Here is a 16,769-nt window from a genome sequence, read left to right as displayed (position 1 = left end):
AGACCACGGCCTGGCTCGCCGCGATGTCCTTGGTCGGATCCCCATTCACCGCGACGATGTCGGCGATGGAGCCGGGCTTCAGCCGGCCCAGGTCGTCCTGGCGGCGCAGCAGCTTGGCGGGGATAGGCAGCGCTCGGTCCCCACAAAATCCCCGATACAACCTCAGTAAATGCAATGGCTTATAAAATAATCAGCGTCACAAACCCTGGCGCGTTCAAAACCCTCTGATAATGGTCCCACCTGAAAGCACGGGAAGGGCGTCCGGCCGGCGACCGAGCGGCTTTCAGGGGTGGTCGAGCGGGAAGTGCTCGCCGGTGGTCTTCAGTGACGCCTCGGGCGTCCAGGTCAGGTTCCCTGCAACATGGGACGAAGCCCTGGCGACGAGGGACCGGCGATCGTGGCAGGTGCGGGCTGAAATCGCCCGCACGGTCCGGAGGGGTTAGCCGCCCTTCCGCCCGCCGGGGGCCAACTTCGGAAGCGGGTTAAGACCCCGCGCGCCGATGGCTCCCGTCTGAAGGCCGCGCGAAGCGTCCGACCTTGTCGAAACGGTATTCAAAATCAAAGCTATTCCGGGCGAGGCCCGGGCGCTTCGCACCCTTCCCAACCTTCAGCGGCGGTCCGCCTGAAGCGGCGAAACCGTGTTCAGGTCCTCTCCACAGGGGGAGGCCTTGGGCGCGATTCAGATTTCCTGGTTGTATTTGCCGACGCGGTCGCCCAGGCGAGGCTTTACCTCTTGGCGGAAGAGGGCGCGCATGTCGTCCTCGGACTGTGTGCTCTCGACCACCACGACGATCTCCGGCTTGTTGGACGAGGCGCGGACCAGCACCCACGAGCCGTCTTCCAGGTGCACGCGCACGCCGTTGACGGTGATGACCTCGGTGATCTTCCGGCCCAGGATCGAACCGCCGGCCGCGAACAGGTCCTGGTATTCCTTCACCACATCGTCGACGACGCCGTACTTTACCTCGTCGCCGCAGTGCGGGCTCATGGTCAGGGAGGTGAAGGCCACCGGCAGGGCCTTGCGCATGTCCGAGAGCTTCAGGCCGGGATTGCGATCGAGCATGGAAAGGATCGCGGCGGCCGCGGTCAGGCCACAGTCGTAGCCGTAGCCGAGGTCGCCGTTCATGAAGAAGTGGCCGCTCTTCTCGAACCCGGCCAGGGCGCCCAGCTCGGCGCTCTTGCGCTTGATGTAGCTGTGACCCGTCTTCCAGTAGATCACCTTGCAGCCATGGGCCGCCAGGACCGGGTCGGTGGCGTAGAGGCCCGTGGACTTCACATCGACCACGAAAATCGCGCCAGGATTCAGGGGCGCCAGGTCGCGGGCCAGCATCAGGCCGATCTTGTCGGCGAAGATCTCCTCGCCCTCGTCATCGACCACCCCGCAGCGGTCGCCGTCGCCATCGAAGCCGAAGGCCAGGTCGGCGCCGTGCTCGCGAACGGCCGCGGCCATCGAGTGCAGCATCTCGACATCTTCCGGGTTCGGATTGTACTTCGGGAAGGTGTAGTCGAGCTCGGTGTCCATGCCGACGACCTCGGACACGCCCATGCGCTGCAGGGCGTCGACGGCGAAGGCTCCGGCCGTGCCGTTACCGCAAGCGGCGACCACCTTCAGGGGGCGGGTGATCTGGGCGCGCTTGGCGACGTCGGCGATGTAGCGCTCGGCCTCGCCCTCGACGCGGATCAGCTTGCCGCCGTCGCGCTCGACGAACTGGCCGCCCAGCACGATGTCGCGAAGCCGGCCCATCTCATCGGGGCCGAAGGTCAGGGGGCGTTGGGCGCCCATCTTTACCCCGGTCCAGCCGTTTTCGTTGTGGCTGGCGGTGACCATGGCCACGCAGGGAATGTCCAGGTCGAACTGGGCGAAATAAGCGGTAGGCGACAGGGCCAGGCCAATGTCGTGAACCTCGCAGCCGGCGCTGATCAGGCCCAGCATCAGGGCGTTCTTGATCGAACTCGAATAGGAGCGGAAGTCGTGGCCAACCACGATCTTCGACAGGCCCAGCTCCTGGATATAGGTCCCCAGGCCCAGGCCCAGCGCCTGGATGCCCAGCAGGTTGATGTCAGGCCCAAACAGCCAGCGCGCGTCGTATTCGCGAAATCCCGTCGCCTTGACCAAGGGCTCGTTCTCGTAGGCGGCGGTGTTGGGGACGAGATCGGTGCGGGGGATTGAGAACATCGGGCTCGCTCGATTAGGGAGTGCTGCGTTTAGCCGCGCCGTCCGTGGTTGGATAGCAGGTTCGCGTTCAGATCACGCCGGCGCGTAGAAGGTCGTGCACATGCAGGATGCCGACTGGGCGTTTCTGGTCGACCACGAACAACACCGTGACGCGTCGATCGTTCATCACCTTCAGAGCCTCGGCCGCCAGGGCGCCAGGGGCAATCGTCAGGGGAGCGCGGGTCATGACCTCGCCGGCGGTGTGGCTCATCAGCCCATCCATGTGGCGACGCAGGTCACCATCGGTAATCAGTCCGCTGAGCGTTCCGTCGGGTGCGACCACGCCGACAGCGCCGAAACGCTTTTCGCTCATCATCAGCAGGGCTTCGGACATCGGCGCGGCTTCGCGGGTCAGCGGCAGTTCGTCGTGATCGTGCATCAGGTCGCCGACCGTGCGCAGCATGGCGCCCAGTTTGCCGCCCGGATGGAAGACACGGAAGTCGCTGGCGGTGAAGCCGCGGCGTTCCAGCAAAGCGACGGCCAGGGCGTCGCCCAAAGCCATTTGCAGCGTGGTCGAGGTGGTCGGGGCATTGACCTCGGCGGTGGCCTCCGGCGCATCGGGCAGCAGCAGCAGGATGTCGGCGGCGCGGCCCAGCTGACTGTCGGCCATGGCGGTGATGGCGATCAGCGGGATCGCGAAGCGCTTGGCGTAGGCCAGGCTATCGGACAGCTCACGCGCCTCGCCCGACTTCGACAGGGCCAGCACGACGTCGCCCTGACCGATCATGCCCAGGTCGCCATGGCTGGCCTCGGCGGCATGGACGAACATCGCAGGCGAGCCGGTGGAGGCCAGGGTGGCGGCGATCTTGCGGGCCACGTGACCGGACTTGCCGATACCCGTGCAGACGACACGGCCCTTGGCGTCGAACAGGGTCTCGACGGCGCGGACGAACGAATCGCCGAGCGATTCGGATAGCTGACTCAGCGCCTCGGCCTCGGCGTTGAGGACCCGCTGGCCGACGACGATGGCGTCGAAAGCGCTCATGGGCGGCTCGGCGGGGCGACGCTGGCGGCGCGTGTCGCTTCGGCCTCTTGCCGGACGGCCGCGTCCTTCTCGCGCTGGATTTTCTGTCGCATCGCTGGCGTTTGCTGCAACGGCACGTCGCCCCATGGACCGGGCGAGCGGTCGCCATAGCCCTGCGGCAGGATCATTGCGAGGGCGATCATGGCCAGGCCAATGAGCGCCATGAGGGGCATGAAGATGCGATCAGGCATGACCTGCCTATAGCACGCCCCATTTTTTTAGACAGGGAGAGGGGGGCGAGAGAAGGGCGTGGCGCTTGACGCAAGGTTCCTCGGGGCTTAGCCCGCCCTACGACACATCCTGGAGGCCCGATGCCCGTCCTCGTCCTGCTCCGCCATGGCCAAAGCCAATGGAATCTCGAAAACCGCTTCACCGGCTGGGTGGACGTTGATTTGACCGCCGAGGGCGAGGCCCAGGCCCGCAAGGGCGGCGAGCTGATCAAGGCCGCCGGCATCGATATCGACGAGGCCTATACCTCGGTCCAGACCCGGGCGATTCGCACCAACAACCTGGCCCTGGACGCGGCCGGCCAGAGCTTCGTGCCGGTCACCAAGGACTGGCGCCTGAACGAGCGCCACTACGGCGGCCTCACCGGACTGAACAAGGCCGAGACGGCCGAGAAGCACGGCGAAGAGCAGGTCACGATCTGGCGCCGTTCCTATGACATTCCGCCGCCGGAACTGGCCCCTGGCGGCGAATACGACTTCAGCAAGGACCGCCGCTATGCCGCCAAGGACCTGCCCTCGACCGAGAGCCTGAAGACCACCCTGGTCCGCGTCCTGCCCTATTGGGAAGCCGAGATCGCGCCCAAGCTGAAGGCCGGCGAGACGATCCTGGTCGCCGCCCACGGCAATTCTCTGCGGGCCATCGTCAAGCATCTCTTCAACGTGCCCGACAGCGAGATCGTCCATGTCGAGATCCCGACTGGCAATCCGCTGGTGATTGACCTGGACGCCGACCTCAAGCCGACCGGCGCTCGCTACCTGGACACGTCGCGCGCTCAGCCTCTGCCGGCCATCGGATGATCAAGAGCGCTAGTTTTCGCACATGGATGGTCACGCAAGGCCATACGGTTAATACTGCGAGTAGCTACTCCTCTTACCTAAATGCGATCGACACGACGCTTGGCGGCTTGGACGAAGCCATCGAACGTGAGGGACCTGAGGGAACCCTGCGGTTGCTTGACCAAGCCATCGCAGATCAACAGATCACCTATCCAAGCGACAAAAAGGCGGGCTTGAAACGCTACCTGCAATTCCTTGCTGTAGGGGCACCTTCGAGTGACGCTTCTTCCGAACAAGAAGCAGTCGGCACCACGGAGCCGGATGGATTCGCCTTTCGTTTCGAACGCGAGATGCAGGTTCAGGTGAGGCAACAGCTCGCGGTGCTGGAGCCTGGCCTCGTCGCTGTGGATGACGGGTTGGAAATCTCGGTCGGAACCGGGCGAATCGATATCTTGGCCGAAGATAGCCAGAAGCGTCTTGTGGTTATTGAGTTGAAGGCTGGTCTTTGTCCCTCATCTGCTTTCGAACAGGTGCTTGGCTACGTCGGGGACGTGCGCAAGCTCTACGACAGACCCGTGCGTGCCATGCTCATTGCGGCGGATTTCTCCCCTCGCACCCGAGCGGCCGCGTCGGAAGTGCCAAGCCTCACGCTTCATCGCTATAGTTACCAGCTATCCTTTGATCCTGTGGACTAGCCTAGGCCGCTCCCGAAGCAGTTGGAAACGCAGCGTTAATGCCGGACCGCGCATGCTGGTCGCTTAGCCCTTCGGGGAGACGACAAGAGCACCCATGAACGCCCCGCCCGCGGCAGGCCAAGAGCATCAGCGCCTGACGCAACACGAAGTGGATCTGATCTGCGCCAAGCACGACCGCCTATGGTCGGCTCGGCTCGGCGGAGCGCGCGCCGTGTTCGCCTTCTATGATCTGTCGGGCCTGTCGGTCACCGGCCGCAATCTGTGCGACGCCGATTTCACCGGGGCGCTTCTGGTCGGCTGCGATTTTCGCCGCACCAAGCTCGACAACGCCAGTCTCTACGGGGCCGATCTGCATGGCTCCGACTTGACCGACGCCTCGATGCGACGCTGCGACCTGCGCGGCTCCAGCCTGCGCGGCGCCAACCTGACCGGGGCAGACCTGTTCGAGGCCGACCTGCGTGAAGGCCAGATCGCTGCGGCCGACCGCAAGGAAGGCTACCGGGTCATCGAACCGGTGCAGCGCGAAGCCCAGGCCCACGGCGCGATCCTGGCGGGCGCCAACCTCGAACGTTCGCGCCTGTCTGGCATCATCGCCACCAAGGCCGACTTCAGCGACGCGATCCTCAAGGACGCCAAGCTGATCCGCGCCAACCTCAAGCAAGCCAATTTCAATGGGGCCAACCTGGCGGGCGCCGACCTTTCCGGCGCCAACCTGACCGGCGCCGACCTGCGCAACACCGTTCTGGTGGGCGCCAAGACGATGTCATGGAACATCAACGATACGAATCTCGACGGCGCGTTGACCGACAAGGTCTCGGGCACCGACATCGCCGACATGCCCTACGAGCAGATGATCGCCGACCACGCCCGCTGGTGCGAGACCGGTGGGGCCGAGGGCAAGCCGTCGGTGTTCGACAAGGCCGACCTGCGCAACCTGAAATCCGTGCGCGGTTTCAACCTGACGGCCCTGTCGGCCAAGGGCGCGGTGTTCTACGGCCTGGACATGGAAAGCGTGCAGATGCAGGGCGCGCAACTGGAGGGCGCCGACCTGAGAGCTTGCAACCTTCGTCGCGCCGATCTGCGCGGGGCGCGGCTGAAAGGGGCCAAGCTGACGGGCTCGGACCTGCGTGACGCCCAGCTTGGGCCGTTGCTGATCGGCCGCGACAGGCTTCTGCCCAGCGACCTGACCGGCGCATTGCTGACCAATGCCGACCTGGCGCGGGCCGATCTGCGGCAGGCCTGCCTGGTCGGGGCCGATCTTTCGCGGGCCAATTTCACCAACGCCATACTCAAGGACGTTAACGTCACCGGCGCCATTCGCCAGGGCGCACGGGGTCTTGACGACGTCATATAGCGCCAAGTGTCGTTTTTCGACAAATAGCGATGATTGGGAGCGGGCCTTAACCCTTCGCTCGTTGATCGGCGATATTTTGAAGTTGTATCAAGAGGTTGAGGTTGATGACGGCGGCGCAGACCATGGCCGGAAGGCGGCGGATCAGCCAAGCCAAGCTGGACATGATCGTGGCTGCACACGAGAAGTTCGTCACCGGCAAGCAGGGCGGCAAGCGCGCGTCGCTGCGCTTCATGAACCTGTCGGGCCTGGACCTTTCCTACCGTAACCTCGCCGACGCCGATTTCTCGGCTTCCATTCTCGACGGCTGCCGGATGGTGCGCACCAAGCTCGAGCGCGCCAATCTGTTTGGCGCCGACCTGCGCATGGCCGATCTGCGCCAGGCGATCCTCATCCGCGCCGACCTGCGCGGGGCCTGCCTGCGCGGCGCCAACCTGTCCCAGGCCGACCTCACCCAGGCCGACTTTCGTGAGGGCCAGGTGGCCATTCCCCATCCCCGCAAGGGGCTGGAGAGCTCCCGCCACGAGACCCGCAACGGCGAGGTCGATGAGGTCAACTTCTCGGGCGCCACCCTCGACGGTTCGCAATTTTCCGGCGTCTCGGCCTTCAAGGCCGACTTTAGCGACTGTTCGCTGCGCGGCGCCAAGCTGTCGGGCGCCAATCTGAAGGAAGCCAATCTCAGCGGGGCCATCCTCGACGGCGCTGACGTCAAGGGTGCAAACCTCGAGGGCGCCAACTTCACCGGCGCGGTGATGACCGGCGTGGATACGTCTCTGGCCCGCACGACGGGGGCGGCCATGCAGGGTTGCCTCGAGGCGTCCACCGAGCGGGCGATGTCGCGAGCTGACGAGATCTATCAGCGCTGCCTGGGCAACCAGGCCTGGTGCAAGACTGGGGGCAAGGAAGGCGCCCCCGCCCGCCTCGATGGCGAAGACCTGCGTCCGCTGGGCGACAGGCTCAAGGGCTTGCGCCTGACGGCGATGAGCGCCGCTGGGGCTTGCATGGTCGGCATCGATCTTTCCGGCGCCCAGCTACAGGGCGCCAATCTGCAGAACGCCGACCTGCGCACCGCCAACCTCCGCGGGGCCGACCTGCGCGGCGCGAAGCTGTCGGGCGCCAACCTGACCAAGGCCGATCTGAGGCAGGCCTGCCTGTCACCTCTGCCCTTGGGACCCGAGCGCAAGACCCAGGCCAAGCTCACCGCCGCGCGCTTGCGCTACGCCCTGTTCCAGTCGGCTGATCTGAGCGAGGCGATCCTTGACGACGCCGATCTGTGCGGCGCGGATTTTACCGGCGCGCGCCTGACCAAGACCAGTTTCCGCGACTGCGACCTCGACCAAGCCCAAGGCCTGGACTTCGCACCAGCCTGAGGCTGCATCAGACCAGCGCGAGCGAGTACGTGGCGCCCGTAAATGCGCTTCAACTGATCCCAGAAAAAGGGCGGCGCTTCGCAGCGCCGCCCTGACAGTCATAGAGGGGAAATCAGGTAACGCGTGAAGGTGGAGTTAGGCTGCCTTCTCGCTTTCGATCTTGTCGCCCTCGATCAACGGCGAGGCCGACTTGATCTCGATGGTGCGCGGCTTGAGAGCCTCGGGCAGTTCGCGCTTCAACGAGATCGACAGCAGTCCATCCGACAACGCGGCTTCGGTGACGATCACATAATCGGCCAACTGGAATTGCCGCTCGAAGTTGCGCGCGGCTAGACCGCGATGAAGGTAGTGCTTGGCCTCGTCATTGGCGGCCTTTCGGCCCGTGACGGTCAGAAGATTTTCCTTCACCTCGATGCCGAGTTCTTCCGACTTGAAGCCGGCCACGGCGATCTCGATGCGATACGCGTTCTCGTCAGTGCGCTCGATGTTGTAGGGGGGATAGCCCGAGGTGGCCTCGTTCGAGGCGGCGGCGTCCAACTGGGCGGCCAGGCGGTCGAAGCCGACGAGGGAGCGGTACAAGGGTGAAAGGTCAACGGTACGCATGGTGACATCCTTCTTTCAAAGCAATGTTGTTCAGTCAGTTCTGACCTTTGGTGACCCTGGATAGGCATCGCCGACGGTCCGGAAGGCCCGGGGATCCAGCGCCTTCGAGACCAAGGTGGTGAGGCGAATTTCCACTTCAAGGGGTTGAATGAGGGCCTTGAGGGTGAATCGCTTGCTCGCCGTTCGGTGACGGTTAAGGTCGGCGCGCCCCTAACCGGAGAGCCCGACGATGCCCCTACACCGCCGTCTCCTGCTGGCCGCCGCGGTCGCCCTTTGCGCCGCGCCGGTCCTGGCCCACGCCGCCCCTGTCGATGATCCCGCCCTGAAGGCCGCCATCGCTTCGCCCAGCCGCACGGCCGCCAGCGTCGCCCGCGACGGCGCGCGCCACCCTTATGAAAGCCTGGTGTTCTGGGGGCTGAACCCCCATCAGACCGTGATCGAGGTGTCGCCCGGTGGCGGCTATTGGACCGAAATCCTGGCCCCCTACGCCAAGACCACGGGCGGAACCTACATCGCTGGCGTGGCCGACCTGTCCAATCCCAAGATCTCCGACGGCGCGCGCAAAGGCCGCGCGAACTTCGAGATGCGGTTCATTGATCCGGACAAGTATGGCAGGGTCCGGTTCGCCAATTTCGGCCCCACGGCCGGGCCGCTGGGCGTGCCGGGTTCGGCCGATCTGGTCCTGACCGCTCGCAATGTCCACAACTGGACCGTCCAGCCTGGCGTGGCCGACAAGATCTTCGCCGACTTCTTCGCGGTGCTCAAGCCTGGCGGGATCCTGGCGGTCGAGGATCACCGAGCCGATCCGAAATCCGAGACCGATAAGGGAGCGGATGGGTATCTGGCCACCGCCACCGTGGTGGCCTTGGCGGAAAAGGCCGGGTTCAAGTTCGACGCCAAATCCGAGATCAACGCTAACCCCAAGGACACCAAGGACCATCCGTTCGGCGTCTGGACCCTGCCGCCCGCCCGCCAGAGCGCGCCTGGCGGTCAGCCTGCGGACCCGGCCTTCGACCACGCCAAGTACGACGCCATCGGTGAAAGCGACCGCATGACCCTACGCTTCCGCAAACCTGGCTGACGAAGGTCGTTCGCGGCCTCTTCAGGCCGCCGTTTCGCCAAGGTCGGGTGCAAGATCGGAGGCGTTGAAGGTTTTGGGGGGAAACATGGACTCGAGTGGTCTCTGGTCACGACGGGCGTTGCTCACGGGAACGGCCGCGCTGGGCCTGGTCGGCTGCGGCCGCAAACCTAGCGCCGCCGAGGACGCCAAGCCGCCGGCCAAGGCCGCGCCGATGAGCCTGCGCGACGCCGCCCAAGGCGATTGGCGTTCGGCTGCCGACAGGGCGCGCGATGTCTGGCGTCATCCCGTCCAGACCCTGGAGTTCTGGGGCCTGAAGCCTGGGCAGACCGTGGTCGAGTTCTGGCCTGGCGCGGGCTGGTACACCGATATCCTGGCGCCCTACCTGGCCGCGACGAGCGGCAAGCTCTATGCGGCCGCGCTGCAGACCGACCTACCCGATGATCCAACCGCCAAGGCGATCGTCGAGGCCTATCGCCGCAAACTGACCGACAAGCCCAAGGTCTATGGCGACGTCGTGATCACCGCCTTTGGGCCGACCAGCGGTCCGGTCGCCCCGGCCGGTTCGGCGGATCTGATCCTGTTCCTGCGCAACCTGCACAACTGGATGGCCGCTAGCCTGACCGAGAAGGCCTTCCGCGACGCTTTCACCGCCCTCAAGCCCGGCGGCGTGCTGGGGATCGAGGAACATCGCGGCGAGCCGGGTCGCGTGCAGGACGTGCTGGCCGCCGACGGCTATGTGCAACAGGCCTACGTGGTCGAGATGGCCAAGGAGGCCGGCTTCGTCCTGGCCGATCAGAGCGAGATCAATGCCAATCCCAAGGACACCAAGGACCATCCGTTCGGTGTCTGGACCCTGCCGCCGACCCGGTTGTCGGCCCCGCGCGGCGAGCCCGCCGAGCCCGGCTTTGACCACGCCAAGTACGACGCGATCGGTGAGAGCGACCGCATGACTCTGAAGTTCATCAGACCGGAGCAACCATGATCTCGACCCGCCGCGCCGCCGCCACAAGCCTGATCGGCCTGATTTTGGTCTCCACCGCGACGTTGTCCATCGCCCGGGCCGAGACAGGGAAGCTGGTTCCCGCCACCAAGGTTTTCTCGTTCCTGGAGGCTTTCCTCAAGGTCCCCGCCGCTGAGCGCGCGAGACTGAAGGTCAGCTACGCCCTGCGTCGCGATGGGAGGCCGGCCCCCGGGATCAAGGCTGTTCTCGTCGAGGCGAGCGGCGCGCGCACGCCTCTGCCAATGGACGGCGAGGGACGGTTCGAGCGCACGCCGACCTTGGCCCAACTTCAGGCCAAGGCCCAGATCGCGTTCGACGTCCCGGCCGGTGACAAGTTCGGCGTCGCCATGCAGCTAGATCCCGTGCTGAAGCCAGCGACCGACTATGATGCACGCGAACTCATCGCCACCGTCGCGGAGTCCAACACCGCCATTCGCAAGGCCGCCGGAGCGATGGCGATGATGGCGCCGCAGATGGAGGGACTGACCTTCCTGAAAGCCGAGTCGGGGACGGCCGTGTTCCCCGACGGAAGCACCAAGCCCTTGCCAGCTTCGGCGGGTGCGGTGATTTTCGAGCCCAACGCGTTCAAGGGCGCGACCCGGGTGCGACTCGGAAGAACGCCGGCTGTCATCGACTATTACGACAAGAAGAAATAAGCGGCGGCCGAGTCTGAACAGTGTTTACTCGCCGCGATCCAGCGGCCAGTCTGCCGCCGCAGAATTCACGCGCCACAAAGAGGGAGACGCGCTCATGGCCACGTTGCAGGAAATTACCGATCGTATCAAAGGCGCTGTTGGCGACGACAGCGGCCTGGGCAAGAGCTTGAAGTTTGACCTGAAGGATACCGGCGTCATCCATATCGACGGCGGCTCGGTCACCAATGAAGACAAGCCGGCCGACCTGACCATGACCCTGTCGCTGGACGACCTGCTGGCCATCGGCGCCGGCACGCTCGACCCGACCATGGCGGTGATGACCGGCAAGCTGAAGCTGTCCGATATGGGCACGGCCATGGCCCTGCAGTCGAAGATGGCGGCCCTCTTCGCGAAGATGCGCTGATCCATGGACGGGGCGGCGCCTCTGGTCTCGATTCCCGAGGCGCCCGTCCCCGATCACGGAAATGCCGAATGGTTCAGCGGCGCGGATGGGGCGACCCTCCGCGCCGCTTTCTTTTCGCCTGAAGGTCCGCCGAGGGGTTCGGTGGTCGTAAGCCCTGGCCGCAGCGAACCGATCGAGAAGTATTTCGAGGTCGTCCAGGATCTGCTGGACCGGGGTTTCGTGGTGCTGGTTCATGATTGGCGCGGGCAGGGGCTGTCACACCGCGCGCTGCCCGATCGGCTGAAGGGTCATGCGGCCGGTTTCAAGGATTTCATCTCGGACTACCAGGCCCTGCTGGCCGCCTTCGAGGCGCGCCTTCCCAAGCCGTGGATCGCCTTGGGCCATTCGATGGGCGGTTGCCTGACGGTGCTGATGCTGGCCCAAGGCGAGACGCGGTTTTCCGCCGCAGTGCTGTCGGCGCCCATGCTGGGGCTGAACACCGGCGGCAAGCCGGCCCGCGCCGCCCGCGCCTTGGCCTGGACCATGGCTCGCTCCGGCCTGGCGGGCGACTATGTGCTGGGCGACAAGGGCGACCCGTTCGCCCACACCTTCGCCAACGACGCCCTGACCCACGATCCGGCCCGCTACGTCCGCTTCCAGGCCCAGGTCCACGCCAACCGCGACCTGGCGCTAGGCGGCATCACCTGGGGCTGGAGCGACTTCGCCTTCGCCGCTTGCGCCTGGTTGAGGCGGAGCAAGGGTGTCGAGGCCATCACTATCCCGGTCACGATCGTCGGGGCGGGGCAGGACAGCCGCGTGCTTGTGGCGGACGAGAAAGCCATCGCCGCTCGTATCCCCAACGGTCGCTATATCGAGATCGAAGACGCCTTCCACGAGATCCTGATCGAGACCGACAAGCGCCGGGCGCTGTTCTGGGCGGCGTTCGACGAGACGACGGACGAGATCCTCTAAACCCGCAGAAATTGGCCTACTTCGCCGACCGCCCGAGCGCCACCAGCGCCTCATCCAGGCACCGCCGATCACCCGCGATCACCATCTGACCGCCGTTCTGCCCGATCGGCTTGCCGCGCCAGTCGGTGACGACGCCACCAGCGCCTGCGATCACCGGGATCGCCGCCTCGATGTCCCAGGACTGCAGGCCGGCCTCGATCACCATGTCCATCTTGCCCATGGCGACCATGGCGTAGGCGTAGGCGTCGCAGCCCAGACGGGCCAGTTTGGCGGTGGCGCGCACCTGCAGCCAGGCGCCGCGCTCGGCCCCGTCGAAACAGGCGTCGGGATCGGTGGTGGCGATGACAGCGTCGGTCAGCCTGGCGCACTCCCGCACCTGGATCGGCCGGCTCTCGCCGCGCGACATCAGGCGCGAGCCGGCGGCGCTTCCGATGAATAGCTCGCCGACATAGGGCTGGCCGATCGATCCCAGCACCGGGCGGCCCTGATGGCGCAGGCCGATCAGGGTGGTCCACAGCGGCAGGCCAGAGATAAAGGCGCGGGTGCCGTCGATGGGATCGAGCACCCAGACGAACTCGGCGTCCGGGCGATCCTCGCCATATTCCTCGCCGATCACGCCGTGGTCTGGATAGCGTTCGGCGATCAGCCCGCGAATCGCCGCCTCGGCGCCGCGATCAGCTTCCGTGACCGGGTCGAAGGCGGCGTGGCTGTCGCGCGGCAGGTTCTTGCCCGCGCCCTTGTCCTCCAGCCCGTGGTCCGCCCGGAACAGCGGCAGGATCGCCGCCGCAGAGGCGCGGTTGAGGTCGATGACAAAGGCGTCGAACTGGGCGAGGCGGTCGGCGGAGAGCGTCATGGGCGGAGAATTACCCCGCCCTTCGACTCGACGCCACCATTAGCGCGGCTAGAGCATTTTTCGAGCGAAGTGGTTCCGGTTCGCGTGAAGAAAAATGCTTCAAAACAAAAGGTTAGAGCTCACAGCCTGACGCAGTCAGGTCGGGAAATGCTCTAGGCCTCGGCGACCTCGCCACCATTCAGCGACTTGGCCAGGTCCAGCAGGCGACGTCGCGGACGCTCGCCCAGCAGGTAATAGGCGCGGACCAGGTCCAGCGTCTCCTTGCGGGCGAACATCTCGCCGCCCTCGGCCTCGGCGGCGGTTTCCTGGCGAGCCTGATCTGACAGCCCGTCATAGAAATAGCCGACGGGCACTTCGAGCGCTTCGGACAGCTGCCAGAGGCGCGCCGCCGAGATGCGGTTGGCACCGCACTCGTATTTCTGGATCTGCTGGAATCGCACCCCGACGGCGCCAGCCAGCTGTTGTTGCGTCAGGCCCAGCAAACGGCGCCGACGGCGCAGTCGCTTGCCCAGATAGACGTCGATATCGTTACCCATTGGAGTTCACGCCCCCGATTGCGCTAGCGTCCCGAAACGGCACGGCCTGGGTTGACATCCGCAAGTCGCGTGCCGGGCGAATGGCGCCCCCGGGTGGCCGCTACGCCGAGTCCCACTTGTCAAAAAAGCAGGCTACTAAGAGTTCATGTCGGTTAAGCGTCGGCCTTGGGCCCAGGACATCCTATGGCGCGCGGAAGCGCTCGGTTTCGACCTCTTCATCGGGCTGGTGCGCCTGCTGGGCGTCGATGCGGCCTCGGCCTTTGGCGGTTGGCTGGGCCGCACGGCCGGGCCGCTAAGCGGCGCCCACAAGGTGGCTGTCCGCAACCTGAAGCTGGCCTTCCCGGACAAGGACCCGGCCTGGCATGCGGCCATGCTGCGCGCTCAATGGGATGGCTTGGGCCGAACCTTCGCCGAGTTTCCGCTGATGGACAAAATACTGCCCTCGACCGGGCGGGTCGAAGTGGTCAATCAGGAACGTCTCTTTCAGATCGCCACCGAAAAGACCCCGGTGGTCTTCGTTTCTGGCCATCTGTCCAACTGGGAAGTGATGCCCGCGGCGATCGTTGATTCCGGCGTCATCTGCGAGATGACCTATCGCGCCGCCAACAATCCCTATGTGGACGAGCGCATCAAGGCCAGCCGCTTCCGTTACGGCGTACGGCTCTTTGCGCCCAAGGGGGGAGACGGGGCTCGGGAGCTGTTGGAGGGGATGAAGCGGGGCAAGTCGGTGGCCCTGATGAACGATCAGAAGTTCAACAATGGCGTCGACAGCCCGTTCTTCGGTCACCCGGCGCGCACCGCGCCGGGACCCTCGCGCCTCGCTATCCGCTTCGGCACAGTGCTGCAGCCGATGTCGGTGCAGCGGGTCAAGGGCGCCCGATTCCGCGCCGTGGTCCATGACCCGATCGTCCTGCCCCATACCGGCGATCGCACCGCCGACATCGAGGCCGGCGTGAAGCTGGTCAACGCCTTCATGGAAGAGCGCATCCGCGAGCGGCCGCACGAGTGGTTCTGGGTCCATCGGCGCTGGCCCAACGAGGTCTATGCGGCGATGGCCGCTCGGGGCGACTAGACCCTAGAGCTCCAGCACCCGCTCGGCGCCACGCCGCTTCGGTCCCTTGTAGCCGGGATCGTCACGCCGCCGCCGGCAGGGGCCGAAATAGTCCTCGGTGCGGATGAACGGCCGAGGCTTAAAGATCACGGTATTGATGCGGTCCAGCAGCGAGCGGGCCGTGACCGGCTTGACGACGATCTCGGTGACTCCAGCGTCGCGGGCCTCGAACACCCGGTGCCGCTCGGCGAAACCGGTCAGCATGATGATCGGCAGGAAGGGGTCGGCGCTGTCGGGCGATTGACGGACAAGCTGGGTAAACTGCACCCCGTCCAGCGGCGTCATCTTGAAATCGACGATGGCGATGTCGACCTCTCGATCGCGGACCACCTGCAGGGCCTCGGCCCCATCCATCGCCTCGTACACGTGTCGAACACCCACGCCCTTGAGGATCGTCGAAACGATCGCTCGCATATGATGGTTATCGTCCACCAGCAGGAAACGCAGCTGCTCTAGCGCCGCAGACATCCAGGCTGACCTCCAAGGCGTCAACGAGAGGGGTGGGATACGTCAAGGTTGACGATATGTCGATCCTCGACATATCAGGCGTGCAACAAAAGTCGCTTCACACGCGAGGCGGAGCGGGGCCGATCATCAGCGACGGATCCAGGTTCTGACCATGCCAACGCATCCGCCAGCAAAGGTGCGGACCGGTGGCGCGGCCTTCTTTGCCCACGGCGCCGATGAGTTGCCCTTGGGCGAGCGTCTGGCCAGCAGTCACGTCAACGCGCGACAGGTGGAGATAGGCGGTGATCAGGCCCTGGCCGTGGTCGATCAGGATCAGCCCGCCCTCATAGTGTAGGCCGGTCTCGGCGAAGCTGACCACGCCGGCGGCGGGGGCCACCACGGGCGCGCCGACCGGGGCCGCAAAGTCGACGCCGTAATGCGGGCGCTTGGCCTCGCCGTTCAGAATCCTCTGCCCGCCGAACCGCGCCGAGCGCCGGATGGCCTGGAGCGGCATGATGAAGCCGGTGCGGAAGAAGTCGCCGTCGATCCTGCTGGCGAAGCCGGCGCCCTTGCGAGCGTTCTCGGCGGCGATGCGGGTCAGCAACGCAGGGTCGCTGGGCGAGACCTGGTCGCCGGCCAGGCCGTCGATGCGCTGGATGTCGAAGTCGCCCGGGGCGATGGTCGTCTGGTGGCTGGCGGCGCCGTCGGCGGTCTCGACGGTGATCAGGGCCGGCGGCGGCGCGTCGCGGTCGAAGCCGATCACGAACCAGCCGGCCGCCGAAGCTTGGGTGGCGGGCTCGCCGTTGAGCAGCACCTGGGCGCGCGGTGCGGTGCGACCCACCACGAAGCCGCCCTGCACGAACTTTCCCGACAGCGTCAGGCCCGGCGCCGCGGCGCGGGCGATGGACCCCTGAAGAAGCGCCCCGGCCAGGCCGGTGGTCAGGCCAAGAAGCGAGCGTCGCCGGTTCAGCCTCGGCTCTCCTGCCAGCGCTTCAGGGCTTCGGTCGGGCCGGCATAGGCTTCCTGCAACTCGGGGCTCCAGTAACGCAGGTTTTCCAGCGCCACCTTCGCGCCGGTAACGGCGCACAGCACGTAGTGGCCGGGGCTCATGACGGCGAACTCGCCGTCGCCGTAGTGCAGCGTGGCCGGGCCGCCGGATTTGCCGAGATTGGGATCGAACGTGTTCATCAAGGTCTTTTACGACAATTGGGGGCGGGGGAATAGGTGGGCTCACTCATCATCCGCTCATCCCGGCGAAGGCCGGGATGTGGATTCACACTTGAAGTGCAACAGGGCGTAGACCTCGGCGGGTGTCTGGAAGCCCAGGCACTTTCGAGGCGTGTGGTTGTTGAGCCTGTTGAGCCACAGGATGTCGTCCAGGTCGAGGGTGTCGAGGTTGGTCTTGCGCGGGAGGAAGCGGCGCAGACGGCCGATGGCGTTCTCGACGCCGCCCTTCTGCCAGGGCGAGT

General features: G+C 65.6%; 19 protein-coding genes and 1 pseudogene. 10 read left to right on the top strand and 10 right to left on the bottom strand.

Annotated elements, in window-relative coordinates:
* Positions 1-679: 679 nt before the first annotated feature.
* From ACP696_RS17240 to ACP696_RS17230, 3 genes are all read right to left on the bottom strand, one after another.
* Complete coding sequence (locus tag ACP696_RS17240) at positions 680-2,176, bottom strand: phosphomannomutase/phosphoglucomutase (RefSeq protein ID WP_426013842.1); 1,497 nt, start codon at positions 2,174-2,176, stop codon at positions 680-682.
* A gap of 67 nt (positions 2,177-2,243) precedes the next feature.
* Positions 2,244-3,200 (bottom strand): KpsF/GutQ family sugar-phosphate isomerase, encoded by a 957-nt coding sequence (locus tag ACP696_RS17235; protein ID WP_426013841.1) that lies wholly within the window; start codon positions 3,198-3,200, stop codon positions 2,244-2,246.
* Entirely contained in the window at positions 3,197-3,430 is a 234-nt protein-coding gene (locus ACP696_RS17230; RefSeq protein ID WP_426013839.1) for a hypothetical protein, read from the bottom strand. The genes ACP696_RS17235 and ACP696_RS17230 overlap by 4 nt, the downstream gene beginning before the upstream one ends.
* Positions 3,431-3,550: 120 nt before the next feature.
* Here ACP696_RS17230 and gpmA point away from each other — a divergent pair, with 120 nt between their 5' ends.
* From gpmA to ACP696_RS17210, 4 genes are all read left to right on the top strand, one after another.
* Positions 3,551-4,264, top strand: a complete 714-nt coding sequence (gene gpmA, locus ACP696_RS17225; RefSeq protein ID WP_426013837.1) for a 2,3-diphosphoglycerate-dependent phosphoglycerate mutase — start codon at positions 3,551-3,553, stop codon at positions 4,262-4,264.
* Positions 4,261-4,938 carry an endonuclease NucS domain-containing protein gene (locus ACP696_RS17220; protein WP_426013836.1) on the top strand — a complete coding sequence of 226 codons (678 nt, stop codon included), beginning with the start codon at positions 4,261-4,263 and terminating at the stop codon, positions 4,936-4,938. Before gpmA ends, ACP696_RS17220 begins: the two co-directional genes overlap by 4 nt.
* 94 nt (positions 4,939-5,032) lie before the next feature.
* Entirely contained in the window at positions 5,033-6,292 is a 1,260-nt protein-coding gene (locus ACP696_RS17215) for a pentapeptide repeat-containing protein (protein WP_426013834.1), read from the top strand.
* A 104-nt stretch (positions 6,293-6,396) separates the two neighbouring features.
* A complete protein-coding gene (locus ACP696_RS17210; RefSeq protein ID WP_426044093.1) occupies positions 6,397-7,659 on the top strand; it encodes a pentapeptide repeat-containing protein in 1,263 nt (420 codons plus the stop codon).
* Between the two features lie 135 nt (positions 7,660-7,794).
* Here the strand turns inward: ACP696_RS17210 and ACP696_RS17205 are convergent, their stop codons facing one another.
* Positions 7,795-8,262 carry an Hsp20 family protein gene (locus ACP696_RS17205; RefSeq protein WP_426013831.1) on the bottom strand — a complete coding sequence of 156 codons (468 nt, stop codon included), beginning with the start codon at positions 8,260-8,262 and terminating at the stop codon, positions 7,795-7,797.
* Between the two features lie 229 nt (positions 8,263-8,491).
* Here ACP696_RS17205 and ACP696_RS17200 point away from each other — a divergent pair, with 229 nt between their 5' ends.
* From ACP696_RS17200 to ACP696_RS17180, 5 genes are all read left to right on the top strand, one after another.
* Positions 8,492-9,343 carry a class I SAM-dependent methyltransferase gene (locus tag ACP696_RS17200; RefSeq protein ID WP_426013830.1) on the top strand — a complete coding sequence of 284 codons (852 nt, stop codon included), beginning with the start codon at positions 8,492-8,494 and terminating at the stop codon, positions 9,341-9,343.
* An 85-nt stretch (positions 9,344-9,428) separates the two neighbouring features.
* The gene (locus tag ACP696_RS17195) at positions 9,429-10,325 is read left to right on the top strand and encodes a class I SAM-dependent methyltransferase (protein WP_426013829.1); all 897 of its coding nucleotides are present in this window, start codon (positions 9,429-9,431) and stop codon (positions 10,323-10,325) included.
* Positions 10,322-10,999, top strand: a complete 678-nt coding sequence (locus ACP696_RS17190; protein ID WP_426013827.1) for a hypothetical protein — start codon at positions 10,322-10,324, stop codon at positions 10,997-10,999. Before ACP696_RS17195 ends, ACP696_RS17190 begins: the two co-directional genes overlap by 4 nt.
* Positions 11,000-11,093: 94 nt before the next feature.
* Positions 11,094-11,402, top strand: a complete 309-nt coding sequence (locus tag ACP696_RS17185; protein ID WP_426013826.1) for an SCP2 sterol-binding domain-containing protein — start codon at positions 11,094-11,096, stop codon at positions 11,400-11,402.
* A gap of 3 nt (positions 11,403-11,405) precedes the next feature.
* A complete protein-coding gene (locus tag ACP696_RS17180) occupies positions 11,406-12,353 on the top strand; it encodes an alpha/beta fold hydrolase (RefSeq protein ID WP_426013824.1) in 948 nt (315 codons plus the stop codon).
* Between the two features lie 16 nt (positions 12,354-12,369).
* On the opposite strand, the gene hisN is transcribed toward ACP696_RS17180, so the two are convergent.
* A complete protein-coding gene (gene hisN, locus ACP696_RS17175) occupies positions 12,370-13,206 on the bottom strand; it encodes a histidinol-phosphatase (protein ID WP_426013822.1) in 837 nt (278 codons plus the stop codon).
* A 152-nt stretch (positions 13,207-13,358) separates the two neighbouring features.
* Positions 13,359-13,742, bottom strand: coding sequence for a helix-turn-helix domain-containing protein (locus tag ACP696_RS17170; RefSeq protein WP_426013821.1), 384 nt, complete (start codon positions 13,740-13,742; stop codon positions 13,359-13,361).
* 145 nt (positions 13,743-13,887) lie between these two features.
* On the opposite strand from ACP696_RS17170, the gene ACP696_RS17165 reads away from it, so the two are divergent.
* Complete coding sequence (locus ACP696_RS17165; protein WP_426013819.1) at positions 13,888-14,814, top strand: lysophospholipid acyltransferase family protein; 927 nt, start codon at positions 13,888-13,890, stop codon at positions 14,812-14,814.
* 3 nt (positions 14,815-14,817) lie between these two features.
* Here the strand turns inward: ACP696_RS17165 and ACP696_RS17160 are convergent, their stop codons facing one another.
* The 4 genes and pseudogenes from ACP696_RS17160 to ACP696_RS17145 all read right to left on the bottom strand — a co-directional run.
* The gene (locus tag ACP696_RS17160) at positions 14,818-15,321 is read right to left on the bottom strand and encodes a response regulator (RefSeq protein WP_426013817.1); all 504 of its coding nucleotides are present in this window, start codon (positions 15,319-15,321) and stop codon (positions 14,818-14,820) included.
* A gap of 97 nt (positions 15,322-15,418) precedes the next feature.
* Positions 15,419-16,159, bottom strand: coding sequence for a M23 family metallopeptidase (locus ACP696_RS17155; RefSeq protein ID WP_426013815.1), 741 nt, complete (start codon positions 16,157-16,159; stop codon positions 15,419-15,421).
* 107 nt (positions 16,160-16,266) lie between these two features.
* Positions 16,267-16,488 carry a DUF2093 domain-containing protein gene (locus tag ACP696_RS17150; protein ID WP_426013813.1) on the bottom strand — a complete coding sequence of 74 codons (222 nt, stop codon included), beginning with the start codon at positions 16,486-16,488 and terminating at the stop codon, positions 16,267-16,269.
* A 57-nt stretch (positions 16,489-16,545) separates the two neighbouring features.
* Positions 16,546-16,769 (bottom strand): annotated as a pseudogene (locus ACP696_RS17145) (IS30-like element ISAzs27 family transposase); the annotation flags it as partial.

The sequence above is a fragment of the Caulobacter sp. DWR3-1-2 genome (assembly GCF_049896225.1).
Lineage (GTDB): Bacteria > Pseudomonadota > Alphaproteobacteria > Caulobacterales > Caulobacteraceae > Caulobacter.
The sequence above is the reverse complement of the archived record's forward strand: the minus strand, read 5'-3'. Positions and strand labels throughout refer to the sequence as shown.